Below are 16,499 nucleotides of genomic sequence, written 5' to 3'. Positions count from 1 at the left end.
GGCCATGGTGGCGCCGGTCGGGTAGCTCTCTTTCACCAGAGCCTTGCTGGTTATTTGGATCGGACTGTCTTCTACAGTATTGCCGCCTTTCCGGTCCCCTTCGTTTATATTCCCGCTTTGAATTCAAGTCTCTAGAAGGGAAAGAACGGAATAGGGGAATAACATTGGGCGGTAGCGATGAGTCATCCATTTTTATAGTCCTGTGATCGATCAATCGAGTTTTAATTCAAGCTGAACTTTTGGCCGGATCGCCCATGCCTTTAGGGGTTCGGTACGCCCGTCCATATACCTAGTATTAAGGAAGCCTTGAAAACATGCCAGCTTTAATCTTAGCATTCCTCTCTAAAATAACAAAATCCCTGGTGGATGGATACTGTAGATTACAGAAACTGATCGGCGGGTAGGGTTGAGTCACTGCGCGGAGTTTTATTGCCCAGAGTTGTGACATGCCCTTATCCATGCGATCCTTGGCTAATAGGGAGATCTGTCGATCACACCCAACCCGGGCAGGTTCGGGGAGTCAGCTAACGGAGAATCCGGATTTATTACAAAGGAGTTCAATATGTCAGCAGCTTCGGATGCAAAGAGAATGTTCGTTGAAAATCTCAATTCATTTGGGAATGAACAAAATCAACCGGAAAAATATAACCTTTATCTTGGACTGATCTATCTGGCCGCATCGGTGGAGCAGATCCAGCAGGACCTGGAACAAGTTAAGCAGCTATTAGCCAAACGGTATTAAATTCAGAACTTGGATAGCGCCGCGAGGTTTCTATTCAGAATAGGTGTTATGGGTTTTGGAGATTAAATTTAAGACAAGTTAACGTTCCAGTAATCGGGAGGCCAATATATTGGCGGCCTGCCACCAAAGACTTAAGAGTAATCGTTATAATCCTTTCCTTGATACCGGCAGGGTCAATCCTGGACAGCATCCTTCATATATGGACAAAAAAACTTACGCCCCTTTGGCTAAAATGATGGATTACCTGCTCGATGCTATTTGCGTTGTTGATGGAGAGGGGCATTTTGTCTTTGTCAGTGCCGCATGCGAGCGTATTTTTGGCTACACGCCGAAGGAAATGATCGGTAGGGCCATGATAGAAATGGTGGTACCCGAGGATCGAGCGAGAACTATCCAGGCGGCCGATGAAATAACATCCGGGCATCCCAAGCTTGATTTTGAGAACCGCTATATACGCAAGGATGGACAAGTGGCGCATATTATGTGGTCAGCCCGGTGGTCTGAAGTCGATCAATTGAGAATTGCTGTTGCACGAGACATCACCGAGCGCAAGCGGGCCGAATCAATGCAAGCAGCGCTCTACGCCATTTCCGAAGCCGCGCATACTGCAGCGGATCTAACCTCTTTATTTCAACTAATTCATCAAATAATCGGTGGGCTGTTGTCAGCGACTAATTTTTCCGTGGCAATATACGATGAGAGCAATAACCAACTGAGCTTTCCCTATTGCGCCGGAGACTTCGGCAAGGCGTCCGACCTTCAGCAAACGGCTGTAGGTACTCTCTGCGCGAAAGTAATTAGTACCGGCCGGCCCCTGTTGCTGGGACCTGAGTCTCTGCCCGCCCTTCCCGAGGAGTTACAAGCTGTCAGCAATAGCAGTGTGCTTTGCTGGCTCGCCGTGCCGCTCAACTCCCATAAGGGTATTATCGGCGTCCTGATATTGAAGGGTAATTCGGACAGTGCACCCTACACCAAAAAGGACAAGGAATTGCTGCAGTTTGTCTCCACTCAAGTTGCCACCGCTATCGAGCGAAAACAGTTGCAAGCCCGACTGACGCACATGGCGCAATACGATGGATTGACCGGACTCCCCAACCGAGGACTTTTATATGATCGCCTAAAAATGGCGCTCGCGAGAACACGAAGGGAACAAAGGCAAATGTCTCTGCTCTACCTGGATTTGAACAATTTCAAACAAGTTAATGACTCTTTGGGTCATGCTGCGGGAGATGAGCTGCTACAGGAGGTTGCCAATCGCCTGAAGCAGTGCGTACGCGATTTGGATACGGTTGCGCGCATGGGAGGGGATGAGTTTGTAGTGCTGCTCGAAAACATCCAGTGGCCTGAGCACGCCTCGAATGTAGCCAGAAAAATCCGTAGTGCCATCAGCCAGCCTATAAAAATAGAGAGTTGCAGCCTATGCATACTGCCGAGCATTGGAATTGCACTCTACCCTGATCATGGCGACGAGGCGCATCAACTTCTCAGACATGCTGACAAGGCCATGTATCTCGAGAAAAAGAACATTGACGCAAAAAACCGTAGTCCATCCTGAAATATCTAGCCACCTGCATACATATTACCCTCTCAAGGCATTCAAAGGGGCACCGTGGAATTTTGCCAGAATTAAGGCTGTATACCAGAGCCTCCAAATGGTGAACATCCACCTCTCCAACGATGGGATCATCCGCAGTGAGAGTGTGCTGCAGGCCACAAATTCATCAGAACCCAGAAAAATCTGATTGCGCCCTACATCTCAGCTATGCCGTGATGGAAGGTGTTGAATCTGCCAAGGCTTCCCGAAGCTTTTTCTCCTGCTCGGGAGACAGCGACGTTCGCATGACCTCGCCTCTAGTGCCGGAGAATTCCGCCAGAACCCTTTCCGGCTGCGCCTTGCGTACGAGAATGAAAAGTGCCGACGAGTTGATGGGAATGGTTTCGCCCAACGACTTGATGAAATCATCGTCGATGCCGTAGTCGGAGAGCGAACCGGACAGCGAGCCTGCCCCGACGCCGATTGCCCCGCCCAATACAAAGCCGGCAAACGGATGCAGGAACAGCAGTCCGACCAGGGCTCCCCATAAGCTGCCGGAAATAAAAGTGAAACTGGAACCGATCGTCGATTCGGTAGTGATAAGATTAATGTTCTGCTTAAGGTGGACCTTGCCGGCTTCGTCGCGGATGACGACAACGGCGTCCTCAAGATCTATCAGGTGTTCCTTTTTTAATTTGGCAAGCTTGAGCAAAACACGATCGGCTTCTTCGGCATCTTTAAAACCCACTGCAATCAATTCAGACATATTTCTCTCCCGTCATAAAGTTGTTGTTAGCCGGAACGCATGAAACTATCCAGTCATATTCCCGAAAGAAAGTTCATGGGGGATCTTTGTGTTCTTCCCTCCATCGGGCAATAGGGTTCAAGAGATGCAAATTGTTCCACTCAAGCCGGGTTCTGACGATGCCTGGCTTGCAGCTGCAATGGGAATAATATAGTAATTATCAGCCTCATTGTACCGGTCTTCCGTTCGGTGCCATACAGAAAAGGGTGGGGCATACGGTATGGAATGTGCTTCTGGCATGGCATAAGGCGAGGTCACGTGATGCAACGTCACTGGCAAACTCGATTCGCAAGGCCTTGGCATGCTAAAAGGCTATAGCTTCCGGCAAATAACAAGACCTGACCCTATGTATGTGTTTATTCAAACCGTTTCCATATAACGAGCAATCATGAACCTTAATACATCACTGAACCTCTTTCTTGATGAATATCCAGCCGCAGCAAGTCAGCCGCTTTCTGGAAACACAGTTGCCGCGCTCGTACGGCGAGAGATTCCTATAGCTATCGAGCGGGCCATTGGTGAGAACGACAGATATAAAGTTCGTGGGAGTCCCGGGCAAGGCAACTGGGCGCGCGTACCTTGGGTTGCCATTTACGACATATTCATTACTGAAACGGCGCAAGATGGTTTTTATGTAGTTTACTTAGTTAAGGAAGACTTCTCTGGTATTTATCTCTCTTTGAATCAAGGCGTAACAACTATCCGTCGTGTATATGGTTCCGATGCAAAAGATGCTTTGGCTGCACGCGCGTGTGATTATTTAGCCCGTCTCGGACCGATTAATAAGTCGCTAATCGTCGGTCCGATCAATTTAAAGGTTACAAGCGGATCGAACCTTGGCGCCTTTTACGAGCAAGGATCTATCTGCGCAAAATATTACAAACATGGGGAAATACCAAACGATGAGCTCTTGGGCAAAGACTTAAAAGAGCTGCTTAAGTTGTATCTACTTCTAGCGACAAAAGACCTAGTACCTGCTTCGGTTAGTTCAGAGGAAGATGATGAGGCTGGACTCAACACAGAAGACCTTACCAAGCTACGTGAACATAAGCGTATAGAAAGAAATCGCAAATTGGCTGAAAAGGCTAAAAAAGTTCACGGCTATATTTGCCAGACTTGTAGCTTTGATTTCGAAGAGAAATATGGGGAAATAGGTCGTGAATTCATTGAAGCGCATCATTTAACACCGCTACATATCTTAAAAGGGCGGAAGGTAATGCTTGATCCCAAAAAAGACTTTGCAGTTTTATGCGCGAATTGCCATCGAATGGTACATAAATCTGAATTTGTGAATCGGGTTGAAGACTTTCGTGCGAAATATATAGTTAAGAAATGAGGACTATTCACGTTATCCCCCAGAGGCTCTGTATGGCGTTAAATTGCCTCCTTTGCTGTAGTCTTACCGAATAATCTACTATAGGGCCTACTCATTTTTTGGCTTCCCAACCAGGGCGCGAACGTGAGACCTGTGGATTAAGAGTTCACATTGATATCGCTCCGGCGTCTACATAAAGAAAGTGGCTTACAGATAATTATCCGTAAGCCATTGTTTATAATGGTGCCGACACCAAGAGTCGAACTCGGGACCTTCTGATTACAAATCAGCTGCTCTACCAACTGAGCTATGCCGGCGCGGGTGTAATTATAGAGACTGGGAAGCGGAGGAGCAAACCTGTGAAGGGGGGTGCTGCAAAACAATGGGGGATTTATTTGATGACCTGAAAGCGGCGCTTTTTACTCGTAAGGGCGGGCGGGGTTTGTGCCGATGACTGTGGCTTGTGTGGATTTTCAATGCCGACGTCAGGTTGCGCCGTATCTGCTTCACCCTCCGGCGGAAAAAGGATGCCTTGCGAGGTTTCCTTGGCAAATATTCCCTGAACCGCATTCACCGGTACGGAGATCTCGCGCGATAAGCCGTTAAAGCGAGCGGAAAACTGGATGACATCGTTGCCTAGCGTAAGATGATGGGCTGCATCAAAACTGATGTTGAGTATGATCTCACCATCCCTTACAAATTCCTCCGGTACACGAGTCTGAGTATCCACCTTCACCGATAGATAGGGAGTATAGCCGCTATCGGAACACCATTCGTAAATAGCGCGAATCAGATAGGGCCGGGTGGAAAGTTCTTTCATTTGCGCATTGCCTTTTCGGAAGCGGTAAGCGCATCGATGAATGCCGGTCGGCTGAACAAGCGTTCGGCAAATTTCAGCAGCGGCGCAGCCTGCTTGGGCAGCTGAATGCCATAGTGATCGAGCCGCCAAAGAAGGGGCGCAATCGCTACATCGAGCATGGAAAATTCATCCCCCAGCATGTATTTCTGTTTGACAAATACCGGTGCAATCACCGTCAGATTGTCGCGGATTGTGGTGCGCGCCTTATCCGACGTTTTCTGATTGCTGCTCTCGACGGAGTCGATATGGCAAAAGAGCTCCTGTTCAAAGCGGTGCAGAAACAATCGTGCGCGGGCACGCATTACCGGATCCGCAGGCATGAGCTGCGGGTGTGGGAAGCGGTCATCGATATATTCGTTGATGATATTGGATTCATACAAAATGAGATCGCGCTCCACCAACACCGGCACCCGGCTATAGGGGGTCATTACCGCCAGATCTTCCGGCTTGTTGTGAAGATCGACATCGATAATCTGAAAATCCATGCCCTTTTCATACAGCACGATACGACAGCGATGGCTGAATGGGCAGGTGGTGGCTGAGTACAGCGTCATCATAAATAGTTACTTCCCAGCATAATTGAACTAAGCACCTTTGACGGAGGTGAGATAATTAGTGGACATCCTTCCAGTATTCCAGTTTCAGGGCATAGGTCAACCCCAGCATGGCGAACAGGAAAAGCATCACAATAACCCCCAATTGTACCCGTTTTGTGGCCGCAGGTTCCCCTACGTAAACCAAATAATTCACCAGATCAGCGATATACATATCATATTCGGTTTTTGAAAGCGTACCAGGCGTAACCTGTTTCAATTCCTTGACCTCATGTTTTCCACCGTGGCCGTCATCAACGGTTTTGACCGCAACCGATTGTATTCCCTGCAATTGGTAAAGTGCATGGGGCATGGCAACCTTATCGAATATCAGGTTATTCCAGCCAGTGGCCGTAGATTCATCGCGGTAGAATTTGCGAAGATACGTATAGAGCCAGTCTGCGCCACGAGAGCGGGCAATTACCGACAGATCGGGTGGAGCTACGCCGAACCACTGTTTGGCTTCCTTTTTCCTCATGGCCACCGTCATGAGTTCACCCACTTTCTGCCCGGTAAATATGAGATTGTCGCTGATCTGATTTTCGCTCAGATCGAGGTCTCTTAGCCGGTTGTAGCGCATGTATTCGGTACTGTGGCAAGCCAGGCAGTAATTGGCAAAAGCCTGCGCGCCGCGTTGCAGGGAAAGCTTATCAGTGGGATGAATGGGCGCCTTGTCGAGTTTCACTTCGGCGCCGCTGGCAAAGGCGACAAGGGGAGCCAGGCAAAAAATAAATAAAAGATGTGTTATTTTTTTCATTCTGTCACTCTTGTCGGCTCAGGCTTGGTTTTGTCTATCTTGCTGTACCACGGCATAAGAATGAAGAAGGCGAAGTAGATAACCGTGAATATTTGTGCCAGCAGCGTATAGAGCGGAGTGGGTGATTTCGTGCCGAGCCAGCCGAGCACAAAAACGCTAATGACGAAAAGCGTGAGGGCGATCTTGAAATAAGGTCCCTTGTAACGGATCGATTTTACGGGACTGCGGTCCAGCCAGGGCAACAGGGCAAAAATTGCGACCGACGCACCCATCAGCACGATACCCCAGAGTTTTGCGTCTATCCAGAGAAAGTTGACGGTAACCGCCCGCAGCATGGAGTAGTACGGGGTGAAATACCATACCGGCGCGATATGATCGGGGGTTTGCAGCGTATTGGCGGGCACGAAATTATTGTACTCAAGGAAATAGCCGCCCATTTCAGGCATGAAAAATATAATGCCGCAGAATACGATTAAGAATCCAACCACCCCGAAAATGTCCTTCACCGTGTAATACGGATGGAAGGGGATGCCATCCACCGGAATGTGGGTTACCGGATCCTTGTTTGCCTTGATTTCAATACCGTCGGGATTATTCGACCCGACTTCATGCAAGGCGACGATGTGGACGAATACCAGTGTCACGAGCACGACTGGCAGGGTCACCACATGATAGGCGAAGAAACGGTTGAGCGCGGCGTCCGATAGCATGAAATCGCCCAGGATCCAGTTGGAGAGGGTTTGCCCGACGACCGGGATTGCGCCAATCATGCTTATGATCACCTGGGCACCCCAGTAGGACATCTGCCCCCAGGGTAAAATGTATCCCGTAAACGCCAGCATCATCAGGATAAAGAAGATGCCCATGCCGATCAGCCAGAGAAGCTCGCGCGGCTTGCGGTAGGAGCCATACATCATTCCGCGGAACATGTGCAGGTAGACCACCACGAAGAACATGGATGCGCCGGTGGAGTGCATATAGCGGATCAGCCAGCCAAAGTCCACGTCCCGCATGATATATTCGACCGAGGCAAATGCCATGCTGGCGTCAGGCTTATAATTCATGGTGAGAAAAATGCCGGTAAGGAGCTGATTCACCAGCACGAGGAAGGCAAGCGAGCCGAAGTAGTACCAGAAATTGAAGTTCTTTGGTGCGTAATATTCGGCGAGATGGTATTTCCAGGTCTCAGTCAAAGGAAAACGTGCATCCAGCCATTCCCTCATTGAATCCAGTCGCTTGTTCATTTTATGCGGACTCCTTACGATCAGACCCGATCAATAAGAGGTTGTCGCTCAAATACGTATGGGGAGGAACAACCAGATTGGTCGGCGCGGGAACACTTTTGTAAACTCGGCCCGCCAGATCGAATTTGGAACCATGGCAGGGGCAGAAGAAACCACCCAGCCAGTCGGCTCCAAGATCTGCGGGAGCAATGTCCTTGCGAAAAACGGGGGAACATCCCAGGTGGGTACAGACACCTTCCACAACCAGAATTGCCGGCTTGATGGAGCGCGTTTCGTTCTGTGCGTAAGCAGGCTGCTGGGGTTTTTCCGATTTGGGGTCGGCGACCTGACCGTCAAGCGTCTTCAGGGTGGCCAGCATCTCGGGGGTGCGGTCCAATACCCACACAACCTTGCCGCGCCATTCCACCATCAATAGCATGCCCGGCTCAAGTTTGCTGAGATCAACCTCAACCGGCGCCCCGGCCGCCTTGGCGCGTTCACTGGGCATCATGGCCATCACGAAGGGTGTTGCGACGGCGGCGGTTGCGATCGCTCCCCCCACCGAGGTTACGGCGATGAGGAAACGCCGCCGGCTACTCATTTCCTGTTTTTTTTCAATATCTGCCATATTTTGCAGTCCCGTTTTCCGGTTCGTAAGCCTTAAAAAAAACCTATAAAAAACTTAACCATTTTAGCATAGTATGTATTGGAAAATAAATAATGATAAGAAAACATATTGATTGCATGGCGGAAATCATGAGAATCCGGCGCTTCGGCACAATGCGCATTTCCTTGTTCCGGCAAAATACACTTATGCGTGGGTGGTTATTATAATTAGATCGTTTGATGAGCCCGCAACACCGGGTGGCGGTGCTTGGTTTTATTTGCCCGGAATAGTTTCCCGGGCGTTTCTCTGGCGTATTTCTTATTCTTGAATGAAGCAACCCGTCGTCAATTGTCCCCAGTGCGGCAAGACCGTGATCTGGAATAGCACTCATCGTTACCGTCCGTTTTGCTCCGAGCGATGCAAGATGATCGACCTGGGACAGTGGGCTGCAGAATCCTATCGCATTCCGGAAAAGGATAGCGAACAAGATGAAGAATTAAAGGATGAAAAGGATGAGAAATAGAGCGGTCAGAAATCGGCAATACGTATCAGGTAGTACCCCGCATCATGGCGATGCCATGGGCGCCATGTTCCCAGGCGGTGGTTAAATCCTCTTGGCGCAAGCCGCCCAACGCGTATACCGGAAGCGAACATCCCCGGACAAGTGCCGCAAATTTCCGCCATCCCAAGGTTTGCGACTCTGGATGGCTTAACGTCGGCAGCACTGGTGCAAGCACCGCAAAATCCACACCGAGCTGCTCGGCTTGGAAAAGCTCCTCCGCGTTGTGACAGGACGCCCCACACAGGCCGATGTCGGGAAGCGCCGTAAGATTCATCAACTGTGCGGACGGGAAGTGGATTCCATCCGCGCCGGCTTCGCGGCACAAGTGAACATCACCGTTTATTAATACCTTGGCGCCGTAACGATGAGCCAGTGTAACCACCTCACAGGCAAAAACATGCAAAGCTTCTTTCGTCATTGCCTTCTCACGTACTTGCACCAGTCGCAAGCCCTCTTGCAACACATGTTTTATCCGCGTTAATGAATGTTTAGTTCCCAGTTCCATCGCGTTGGTGATCGCATAAACCGGCGGCAGATCGAGTGCTCGCAATATTGGCGCATTGGCCGGGAGCATGGGTTCAACTGCGACCTCGTTTGCGAATTGCCACGATAACTCCTGCTCTTCGCGGGGGTGGGGCTCGCCGTGCCATTCCATTACGCGATAAAAGTACAAGCGCACAGTCGCGTGAGGATAGGTAAATGTGCGAGTGATCCACGGATAGGCATATTGGAGTTGTATGCCCAATTCTTCCAGCAGTTCGCGCCTGAGGGCATGCAGCAACGATTCATCAGGCTTCACCTTGCCACCCGGAAATTCCCAGTATCCCGCATAGGGCTTGCCTTGGGGCCTGCGGGCAAGGAGAAAGCTGCCATCGGGCCGGGTGATGACCGCAGCCGCGACTTCGACGATATCAGGGGGCTGAAGCATGTCGCAAGAAATTTCCTTACCGCTTCTCGAATTCTGTTTTCTGTTTCCCTGCCCAGTCACGCGCAAACTGCCAGGCGACGCGGCCGCTCCGGGAGCCGCGTCCCAATGCCCATTGCAGCGCCGCTTCGCGGACAGGGGGAGTCATTTCGTTAATACCGAAATAACCAAGCCACCGGCCGGCAATATCCAGGTATTGATCCTGATCAAAAGGATAGAATGACAACCATAGACCAAAGCGTTCCGACAGCGAAATTTTTTCCTCGACCGACTCACTCGGGTGAATCTCCCCTCCAATATGCCGGGTGTCCAGATTGTCCCGCATGGATTCCGGCATCAGATGGCGGCGATTGGAAGTGGCATAGACCAGGACATTTTCTGAAGCGGTTGCGATGGAGCCGTCCAGTATCACCTTCAACGCCTTATAGCCGGGCTCATCGGACTCGAATGAAAGATCATCGCAATACAGGATGAAGCGCTCCGGTCGCTGGTATATTTTTTCGACGATATCGTGCAAGCCGGTGAGGTCATGCTTTTCCACTTCAATTAAACGTAATCCCGCGGCGGCATACTTGTTAAGCATTGCTTTTACCAGCGATGATTTGCCTGTACCGCGTGCGCCTGTAAGCAGCACGTTATTGGCGGGATATCCCCGCACGAACTGATAAGTGTTTTGGTCCAGGAGTTCTTTCTGCCGTTCGACGCCCCGTAATGAATCGCAGGTAACGCGATGGGGGTGGAGAACAGGCTGTAGTATGAATCCGTTTCCGCCACGTTTCCGCCAGCGGAATGCAATAGCCGCAGTATCCCAGTCTGGGTCAGGCTGTTCAGCGGACAATAGCCGTTCCAGGCGGGAGAGCAACGTTCCGGCACGATTGTATAGCGTGTTCCAATTATCCATGATTACCAATAGCGGATATTTTTATATAACTAGCTGAAGATAATAATCTATTACCGATTTTCTAAAATCACCCGGCACAACGGTATTCTTGATGCTTGATTACCTGATAACAGCACCGGGACATGATCTTGAGATCGGGCTTGAGCATCTACGTTATGTGCGCTATCGTACGGAACGGTTCCGCGGGAAACGCGACAATTTAAAGCGTTACGTCAATATCCGCAATGGTACCGGTTTTTCTGAAACGTAACAGATTGCTCATGCGCGGATCTTTGCAAATAGATCTTTTATGAGCTGCCATAGCAAGCGCGTCGGCAAGAGCGTGTTTTTTCGCAAGCTTATTATCAAACACCCAGTAAACATCCAGGAGAAAATATCATGAATAATATGCCCAGTAAAAAATCAATCATTTCTCTCGCCGTGGGATCCGCCATTGTCGCCACGCTTGGCGCTGCGCCTATTGCCTCGGCGGCCGAGAATCCTTTCGTTGTGCAATCCCTAGGTAAAGGCTATATGGTGGCCGAGTATCATGAGGGTGCAAAAAAGGATGCATATGGTGACAAGAAGCCCGGTGAAGGCCGATGTGGAATGTCCATGGCGGATACGGATAAAGATGGCCGAGTCAGCAAGGAAGAGCACGCTCGCCACAGTCAGATAATGTTCGAAAGAATGGATGCCAATGGGGATGGGTATATTGACAAGGAAGAAGCGGATAAAATGAGAATGAAACATAGGCGCGGCCATCACTCGCAAGGATCCGGTCAGGGATCCAGCCAGGGATACGGATCTCCCGGCCAAGCTCCCATGGCCGGTGAATATGAAGCAGGCTGGGGTGGCAAAAACCTGCAACATATGAAAACCATGGGCGATTAGGAAAAATCCATTGTCGGTTGCTTTATCCGCCGGCATGAGCGAACACCCGAGAGCCCGGGTACACGTTGAAAGGCAAGACCGTTGCGCGTTTTGTGGCGCGCAACGGTAGTCTTTTACACGTAGGGGTGCAGGGTCGGCGGGAATTGATTCACCAATACCTCCCCGATTGTTGCTTAGTATAGTGTGGGATTGCTAACTTCGATAATCCGCGTTGATTTTTACATACTCGTAGGATAGATCGCAGGTCCATACCGTGGTGGACGCCGGCCCCCTGTCAAGCACGACTCGTATGGTGATCTCAGATTGTTTCATCACCCGCTGCCCATCCTGCTCCCGATAGCCGGATGCTCTGCCGCCATTCTCCGCAACCAGTACGTCATCCAGATAGAGTTGCAACCTGTTCACGTCAAGCCCATCTATGCCCGCATAGCCAATGGCTGCCAGTATTCGGCCCAGATTGGGATCAGATGCGAAGAAAGCAGTTTTAACCAGCGGTGAGCGGGCAATGGCGTATGCGGCTTTATTGCATTCGTCCAACGTCTTGCCGCCTTCAATCCGCACGGTGATAAACTTGGTGGCGCCCTCCCCATCGCGCACGATCGCCTGCGCAAGCTGTACCGCAACTTCTGTGACTGCATCTTGCAGTGCGATGAATCCGGTACTTGCCTTATCCGTGATTACCGGATTGCCCGCATGACCCGTGCCAACCAGAATGAGAGCGTCATTAGTGGAAGTATCGCCATCCACGGTGATGCGGTTAAATGACTTGTCCGCGGCATGCCGCACGATTTCCTCCAGCAGCGGTTGAGTCACGGCGGCATCGGTGGCTATGTAGCCCAGCATCGTCGCCATGTTGGGATGGATCATCCCGGAGCCTTTTGCAATGCCGGTAACGGTCACGGTTGTGCCGTCAAGGCAAACCTGTTTCGACACCGCCTTGTGCACCAAATCGGTTGTCATGATTGCCTGCGAGGCGGCGAACCAGTTGTCCGGCTTGAGATCGGCTACCGCTGCGGGTAAACCCAGGACAATTTTCTCCAGCGGCAGGGGTTCCATGATCACTCCGGTGGAAAACGGCAATACCTGATGGCTGCCACAATCCAGCAATCGGGCAAGCTCGGCACAAGTGGCGCGGGCATGTGCAATGCCTTCCCTACCTGTTCCCGCATTGGCATTACCGGTATTGATGACTAATGCACGGATCGAAGATCTGGAATCCGCATTCGAAAGATGCTCTTTAGCGACAGCTACCGGCGCAGCGCAGAAAGCATTTTGCGTAAATACGCCGGCAACATTTGCCCCGCTATCCAGTGTGATCACGAGTAAATCCTTGCGGCCGGGTTTTTTGATTGCAGCTTCCGCAATGCCGAGGGAAACGCCCTTTATCGGAAGCAATTGTTCGGGAAGCGAAGGTATGAGGTTAACAGGCATAATGAGGCGGCTGGTAGTGGAGTGAACAGATTGATCTCAGATAATTTATCAGGCGGCTTTGCGAGGCGACGCAATTGCGGTCAGTGGGTTTGCCGCACTTTCGCCGTACCCGGGTCCATAAACCAAGGGCTTCTTCTTCGCCGTCATCTCGCGTTCTAATGGATTATCCGGGTTAAAAATACGTTGGTAGCGCTCGAATATATCCATCGCGAATGTGCTTATTTTTTTCTCAGGTAAAACATGAATTCTCCGGCTGTTTCGGAAGAGGACAGCAGCTCATTGCCTGTCTGATCGGCGAAAACCTGGAAATCAATCACCGCGCCGGGATCGGTTGCCAGAATTCTTAGCACCTGTCCCGTCGTCATTTCCGCCAGGGATTTTTTAGTTCGCAGAATGGGCAGCGGGCAATTCAGGCCGCGCACATCCAGTTCATTGTCGCAATTCATGCGTGTCCTCTTTGATGACTCGTTAACAGCTGGCGGCAAAGTGGATTCAAAAGGAAATACGTGAGCTTCAGAGTGCCGCCAGCGCGTCGGCAGCCGCGGTAAGCTTTCCATATCGCGCCAGCCACGATAGCGGGATAGGGAATCCGTAATCATTTTTTATTGCTGAATGAGCCGCAACCAGGGAGCCAAGCACGATTGAGCGTCCACAACTATCGCCGCCGGCACGAATGTTGGATTCGATTGCATGGCCATAGTCGGATGCGTGTTGCGCAATATGGAAAACTATCGGCAGACCTTCCGCGACATGGCAGGACATGCCAAAGTGCTGTGCCGCCGCGATGCAATCCAGCGTCGGCAACGCGAGCGCCTCTTCAAGCAGGGGCCGGAGAGCACTCCCCGCAAAAGGTAGAGCTTTTGCCAATGCCTGATCAATCGGAGTACCCTGCAATACTTCAAACAAAGCCGCCGCTGAACAGTGCGCCGCAGCAACCGCTAGCGCGTTATTATTGGTTACCCGCACGGCTTCCTCGATCCGCCCCAGCAACTCCTCCAGCGTCCCGGTGTGAGTGGCAACCAGTGGCGGAAGCGCTGCGAGGGAGGGGTGTTGATCATCATCGGCACCGGATGCCGCCGGAAATTCCGCAGGTTCCAACCACAACAATGTGCGCAGCGTCTGACGGGTGGGGGAGTCAATATAGCCTACGAATGCGCCGCCGGGCCCAAAGTGTGCGCGGTACTCGGCCTGATATTCGGGACGATTGAATTCTCCATGCTTTGCCAGATGTTTCAGCATTAACAAGCAAGCCTCGCCGTAGCTGCTCGAGTCTCCGGGAGATTTGCCGCCATGGGCGAAGTATCCTTTCGACCCCGCATAATTGCCGGCGTCGGGGTGCAGGAACACCAATCCCCCGGCCGCTTCAATTTCCGCAATACGCGCTGGATCGTAAAGCCAGTGCAGGCCGAGCGTGGCGGAATCGGCCACGAGAGCACCGAGGACAGCGGCGCTATTTGGACTTTTCATCGCATTCACAATCCCTCAAATTTCTCGGAAAGAATCGTTCAGATTCCTTTTAATTATCCAGGTACCTTCTAAACTTCTTCCTCGGGGGATAGTTTTCGCGCCTCATCTTCCAACATCACCGGAATACCATCCTTAATGGAAAAAACCAGCCGATCCGCCTTACAAATCAGTTCATTCTCAGCTTTCCGGTAAAGCAGCGGTCCCTTGCATAAAGGGCATACCAGAATATCAAGCAATTTTGCGTCCATAATTGTTATCCCAATTTTATAAGATTGCCTTAGCCAATCCGTATCAATTCTTCATTCAGCCAGGATTCAGGCGTTACCAACCTCAATTCCCTATCGATGAAAGTCGTGTATTTTAACGCCCATTCTCATGGACGCGCGTTCTATCTGGGATTTTCAGTCGTGAAAGTAATGCGATTGTATCCCGCCATGCGTGCCGCCTCCATAATCGCTATTACTGACTGATGAGTGGCATTTGCATCTGCATTGATGACAATGACAGGGTCAGGCCGGCTGCCCGCGGTGGCGCGCAACTCAGCACTAAGTCCTTCAGCACCGGAGTACTCGATGGATTTCCGGCCTACCATATAGCCCCCGCTGGCATTCACCGACACCTCAATGACATTAGGGTGTTCTGAGGTTTTGTCGGACGCTGCCTGCGGCAAACTGATCTCAAGTTCTGAAAATTTCGAGTAAGTCGTGGTAATCATCAGGAAAATAAGAATTACCAGTAATACATCGATCATTGGCACCAGATTAATTTCCGGCTCTTCTTTTTGTCTGCCACGCTGAAAATTCATGGGTAATCTGGGTTTAACCGTTTGGTAAAAATGAACAGTGAGCGATGAAGGGCTCGCGCCATAAAATCAATCCTGCCGCTCGCCGTGAATGATTTCCACCAGTTTTAGCGCTTGCAATTCCATTTCCACGACCAGTGAGTCCACTTTCGCACGGAAATGACGATAAAAAATCATGCTGGGAATAGCCACCAGGATGCCGAATGCCGCATTATAAAGCGCTACGGAAATACCATGAGCGAGTTGTGCGGGATTGCCGCTATCGGTGGAAAGCGTACTCGCGCCGAAAATTTCGATCATGCCAACCAAGGTTCCAAACAGCCCCATCAGCGGACTAAGGGAAGCGATGGTTCCCAGCGTGGTGAGATAACGGTCAAGGTCATGAGCTACCAAACGCCCCGCTTCTTCGATGGATTCTTTCATGACTTCCCGTGTACTCTTATCATTTCTCAACCCCGCGGCAAAAATTTGTCCGAGGGGAGAGTGATTTTGAAGACGGGTAAGCATACTTTCACTGATACCACTTTTACGGTATTCGTGTACCACCTCTGGCAGGAGATCTCTCGGGGTTACTACGCTTAGGCGCAAGGTCCAAATGCGCTCACCAATAATACCGGCGGCAACGACGGAAGCGAGGATAATCGGCCAGATTGGCCAGCCGGCAGCTTGAATCAAAGCGAACACGCGACAGTCTCCTTAATAATCCGGTGCGTAAAATCAGAGCCATAATCTTAAACCCAGATAATCCAGCCATTGAACGCTCATTTCTCTTTTTCCGCTCAGCGTCATACCGATGGTGATTTTTCTTCCCGCTCGATCTTCACCTTAATGGCAAGTTCGCTGCAAGGCGGATTGCGCGGCAAAAGCATATTCTTCACTTCGTTCAATTTGCCGGATTTAGGATAATGTATCTTGCCCATGTAATTTCAGCAAGGATAAGGAGGGAAGGACATTATTTTCTTGTCCACAATTGCTGTGGATAAGTTTGTGGGTGGTTTGCAGATAAGGGCATTAAGTCGGCCTCCCATAACAATATTTTCTGATTAGGTTAATTTTTGAACTTCCATATAATCGTTGTAAAAACATTTAGTTATCAATATAGA

General features: G+C 50.5%; 20 protein-coding genes and 1 tRNA gene. 6 read left to right on the top strand and 15 right to left on the bottom strand.

Annotation, left to right across the window (positions count from 1 at the left end; all coding sequences use genetic code 11):
- Window positions 1-562: 562 nt before the first annotated feature.
- Together SQ11_RS02725 and SQ11_RS02720 are read left to right on the top strand one after the other, a co-directional pair.
- A complete protein-coding gene (locus SQ11_RS02725; protein WP_041512613.1) occupies window positions 563-742 on the top strand; it encodes a hypothetical protein in 180 nt (59 codons plus the stop codon).
- A 199-nt stretch (window positions 743-941) separates the two neighbouring features.
- On the top strand, window positions 942-2,297 hold the full coding sequence (locus SQ11_RS02720) for a bifunctional diguanylate cyclase/phosphodiesterase (protein WP_041512612.1): 1,356 nt from the start codon (window positions 942-944) through the stop codon (window positions 2,295-2,297).
- Window positions 2,298-2,502: 205 nt separating this feature from the next.
- Here SQ11_RS02720 and SQ11_RS02715 read toward each other — a convergent pair whose 3' ends face one another.
- A complete protein-coding gene (locus SQ11_RS02715; protein WP_041512611.1) occupies window positions 2,503-3,042 on the bottom strand; it encodes a DUF1269 domain-containing protein in 540 nt (179 codons plus the stop codon).
- A gap of 427 nt (window positions 3,043-3,469) precedes the next feature.
- Here SQ11_RS02715 and SQ11_RS02710 point away from each other — a divergent pair, with 427 nt between their 5' ends.
- A complete protein-coding gene (locus tag SQ11_RS02710) occupies window positions 3,470-4,417 on the top strand; it encodes a DUF3578 domain-containing protein (RefSeq protein WP_041512610.1) in 948 nt (315 codons plus the stop codon).
- A gap of 220 nt (window positions 4,418-4,637) precedes the next feature.
- Here the strand turns inward: SQ11_RS02710 and SQ11_RS02705 are convergent.
- The 6 genes from SQ11_RS02705 to petA form a co-directional block, all read right to left on the bottom strand.
- Window positions 4,638-4,713 (bottom strand) — tRNA-Thr (locus SQ11_RS02705).
- Between the two features lie 74 nt (window positions 4,714-4,787).
- Entirely contained in the window at window positions 4,788-5,216 is a 429-nt protein-coding gene (locus SQ11_RS02700; protein ID WP_041512609.1) for a ClpXP protease specificity-enhancing factor, read from the bottom strand.
- Window positions 5,213-5,812 (bottom strand): glutathione S-transferase N-terminal domain-containing protein, encoded by a 600-nt coding sequence (locus SQ11_RS02695; RefSeq protein WP_041512608.1) that lies wholly within the window; start codon window positions 5,810-5,812, stop codon window positions 5,213-5,215. The genes SQ11_RS02700 and SQ11_RS02695 overlap by 4 nt, the downstream gene beginning before the upstream one ends.
- A gap of 55 nt (window positions 5,813-5,867) precedes the next feature.
- Window positions 5,868-6,605 carry a cytochrome c1 gene (locus tag SQ11_RS02690; protein ID WP_041512607.1) on the bottom strand — a complete coding sequence of 246 codons (738 nt, stop codon included), beginning with the start codon at window positions 6,603-6,605 and terminating at the stop codon, window positions 5,868-5,870.
- On the bottom strand, window positions 6,602-7,849 hold the full coding sequence (locus SQ11_RS02685) for a cytochrome bc complex cytochrome b subunit (protein WP_041512606.1): 1,248 nt from the start codon (window positions 7,847-7,849) through the stop codon (window positions 6,602-6,604). Before SQ11_RS02685 ends, SQ11_RS02690 begins: the two co-directional genes overlap by 4 nt.
- A 1-nt stretch (window position 7,850) precedes the next feature.
- Window positions 7,851-8,456 carry a ubiquinol-cytochrome c reductase iron-sulfur subunit gene (gene petA / locus SQ11_RS02680; protein ID WP_084226702.1) on the bottom strand — a complete coding sequence of 202 codons (606 nt, stop codon included), beginning with the start codon at window positions 8,454-8,456 and terminating at the stop codon, window positions 7,851-7,853.
- Between the two features lie 307 nt (window positions 8,457-8,763).
- Between petA and yacG the strand changes: the two genes are divergently transcribed.
- Entirely contained in the window at window positions 8,764-8,958 is a 195-nt protein-coding gene (gene yacG, locus SQ11_RS16660; protein ID WP_084226701.1) for a DNA gyrase inhibitor YacG, read from the top strand.
- A 25-nt stretch (window positions 8,959-8,983) separates the two neighbouring features.
- On the opposite strand, the gene SQ11_RS02675 is transcribed toward yacG, so the two are convergent.
- Together SQ11_RS02675 and SQ11_RS02670 are read right to left on the bottom strand one after the other, a co-directional pair.
- Entirely contained in the window at window positions 8,984-9,925 is a 942-nt protein-coding gene (locus tag SQ11_RS02675) for a Nudix family hydrolase (RefSeq protein WP_041512605.1), read from the bottom strand.
- Window positions 9,926-9,941: 16 nt separating this feature from the next.
- Window positions 9,942-10,823 carry an ATP-binding protein gene (locus SQ11_RS02670; protein WP_041512604.1) on the bottom strand — a complete coding sequence of 294 codons (882 nt, stop codon included), beginning with the start codon at window positions 10,821-10,823 and terminating at the stop codon, window positions 9,942-9,944.
- Between the two features lie 91 nt (window positions 10,824-10,914).
- Between SQ11_RS02670 and SQ11_RS17135 the strand changes: the two genes are divergently transcribed.
- Both SQ11_RS17135 and SQ11_RS02665 read left to right on the top strand, forming a co-directional pair.
- Complete coding sequence (locus SQ11_RS17135) at window positions 10,915-11,073, top strand: hypothetical protein (RefSeq protein ID WP_156972390.1); 159 nt, start codon at window positions 10,915-10,917, stop codon at window positions 11,071-11,073.
- A 128-nt stretch (window positions 11,074-11,201) separates the two neighbouring features.
- Window positions 11,202-11,696 (top strand): hypothetical protein, encoded by a 495-nt coding sequence (locus SQ11_RS02665; RefSeq protein WP_232297866.1) that lies wholly within the window; start codon window positions 11,202-11,204, stop codon window positions 11,694-11,696.
- 192 nt (window positions 11,697-11,888) lie between these two features.
- Here SQ11_RS02665 and argJ read toward each other — a convergent pair whose 3' ends face one another.
- The 6 genes from argJ to SQ11_RS02635 form a co-directional block, all read right to left on the bottom strand.
- Window positions 11,889-13,127: a bifunctional glutamate N-acetyltransferase/amino-acid acetyltransferase ArgJ gene (gene argJ / locus SQ11_RS02660; protein WP_041512603.1), complete on the bottom strand. Its 1,239-nt coding sequence runs from the start codon at window positions 13,125-13,127 to the stop codon at window positions 11,889-11,891.
- A gap of 218 nt (window positions 13,128-13,345) precedes the next feature.
- The gene (locus SQ11_RS02655) at window positions 13,346-13,573 is read right to left on the bottom strand and encodes a sulfurtransferase TusA family protein (protein WP_041512602.1); all 228 of its coding nucleotides are present in this window, start codon (window positions 13,571-13,573) and stop codon (window positions 13,346-13,348) included.
- 67 nt (window positions 13,574-13,640) lie between these two features.
- On the bottom strand, window positions 13,641-14,594 hold the full coding sequence (locus tag SQ11_RS02650) for an ADP-ribosylglycohydrolase family protein (protein ID WP_041512601.1): 954 nt from the start codon (window positions 14,592-14,594) through the stop codon (window positions 13,641-13,643).
- A gap of 68 nt (window positions 14,595-14,662) precedes the next feature.
- Entirely contained in the window at window positions 14,663-14,842 is a 180-nt protein-coding gene (locus SQ11_RS02645) for a Trm112 family protein (RefSeq protein WP_041512600.1), read from the bottom strand.
- 140 nt (window positions 14,843-14,982) lie between these two features.
- Window positions 14,983-15,399 carry a biopolymer transporter ExbD gene (locus SQ11_RS02640; RefSeq protein WP_041512599.1) on the bottom strand — a complete coding sequence of 139 codons (417 nt, stop codon included), beginning with the start codon at window positions 15,397-15,399 and terminating at the stop codon, window positions 14,983-14,985.
- 66 nt (window positions 15,400-15,465) lie between these two features.
- Window positions 15,466-16,080, bottom strand: a complete 615-nt coding sequence (locus tag SQ11_RS02635) for a MotA/TolQ/ExbB proton channel family protein (RefSeq protein ID WP_041512598.1) — start codon at window positions 16,078-16,080, stop codon at window positions 15,466-15,468.
- Between the last annotated feature and the right edge of the window lie 419 nt (window positions 16,081-16,499).

It is taken from the genome of Nitrosospira sp. NpAV (assembly GCF_000832065.1).
Classification (GTDB): Bacteria; Pseudomonadota; Gammaproteobacteria; order Burkholderiales; family Nitrosomonadaceae; genus Nitrosospira.
Note: the sequence above shows the minus strand (reverse complement) of the source record. Positions and strands in the feature narration are given on the sequence as shown.

What these genes read in the sequence shown, in the direction of transcription:
- SQ11_RS02725 (WP_041512613.1), top strand. Translation starts at nt 563, where the DNA reads ATGTCAGCAGCTTCGGATGCAAAGAGAATGTTCGTTGAAAATCTCAAT.
- SQ11_RS02720 (WP_041512612.1), top strand. Translation starts at nt 942, where the DNA reads ATGGACAAAAAAACTTACGCCCCTTTGGCTAAAATGATGGATTACCTG.
- SQ11_RS02715 (WP_041512611.1), bottom strand. Translation starts at nt 3,042, where the DNA reads ATGTCTGAATTGATTGCAGTGGGTTTTAAAGATGCCGAAGAAGCCGAT.
- SQ11_RS02710 (WP_041512610.1), top strand. Translation starts at nt 3,470, where the DNA reads ATGAACCTTAATACATCACTGAACCTCTTTCTTGATGAATATCCAGCC.
- SQ11_RS02700 (WP_041512609.1), bottom strand. Translation starts at nt 5,216, where the DNA reads ATGAAAGAACTTTCCACCCGGCCCTATCTGATTCGCGCTATTTACGAA.
- SQ11_RS02695 (WP_041512608.1), bottom strand. Translation starts at nt 5,812, where the DNA reads ATGATGACGCTGTACTCAGCCACCACCTGCCCATTCAGCCATCGCTGT.
- SQ11_RS02690 (WP_041512607.1), bottom strand. Translation starts at nt 6,605, where the DNA reads ATGAAAAAAATAACACATCTTTTATTTATTTTTTGCCTGGCTCCCCTT.
- SQ11_RS02685 (WP_041512606.1), bottom strand. Translation starts at nt 7,849, where the DNA reads ATGAACAAGCGACTGGATTCAATGAGGGAATGGCTGGATGCACGTTTT.
- petA (WP_084226702.1), bottom strand. Translation starts at nt 8,456, where the DNA reads ATGGCAGATATTGAAAAAAAACAGGAAATGAGTAGCCGGCGGCGTTTC.
- yacG (WP_084226701.1), top strand. Translation starts at nt 8,764, where the DNA reads ATGAAGCAACCCGTCGTCAATTGTCCCCAGTGCGGCAAGACCGTGATC.
- SQ11_RS02675 (WP_041512605.1), bottom strand. Translation starts at nt 9,925, where the DNA reads ATGCTTCAGCCCCCTGATATCGTCGAAGTCGCGGCTGCGGTCATCACC.
- SQ11_RS02670 (WP_041512604.1), bottom strand. Translation starts at nt 10,823, where the DNA reads ATGGATAATTGGAACACGCTATACAATCGTGCCGGAACGTTGCTCTCC.
- SQ11_RS17135 (WP_156972390.1), top strand. Translation starts at nt 10,915, where the DNA reads ATGCTTGATTACCTGATAACAGCACCGGGACATGATCTTGAGATCGGG.
- SQ11_RS02665 (WP_232297866.1), top strand. Translation starts at nt 11,202, where the DNA reads ATGAATAATATGCCCAGTAAAAAATCAATCATTTCTCTCGCCGTGGGA.
- argJ (WP_041512603.1), bottom strand. Translation starts at nt 13,127, where the DNA reads ATGCCTGTTAACCTCATACCTTCGCTTCCCGAACAATTGCTTCCGATA.
- SQ11_RS02655 (WP_041512602.1), bottom strand. Translation starts at nt 13,573, where the DNA reads ATGAATTGCGACAATGAACTGGATGTGCGCGGCCTGAATTGCCCGCTG.
- SQ11_RS02650 (WP_041512601.1), bottom strand. Translation starts at nt 14,594, where the DNA reads ATGAAAAGTCCAAATAGCGCCGCTGTCCTCGGTGCTCTCGTGGCCGAT.
- SQ11_RS02645 (WP_041512600.1), bottom strand. Translation starts at nt 14,842, where the DNA reads ATGGACGCAAAATTGCTTGATATTCTGGTATGCCCTTTATGCAAGGGA.
- SQ11_RS02640 (WP_041512599.1), bottom strand. Translation starts at nt 15,399, where the DNA reads ATGAATTTTCAGCGTGGCAGACAAAAAGAAGAGCCGGAAATTAATCTG.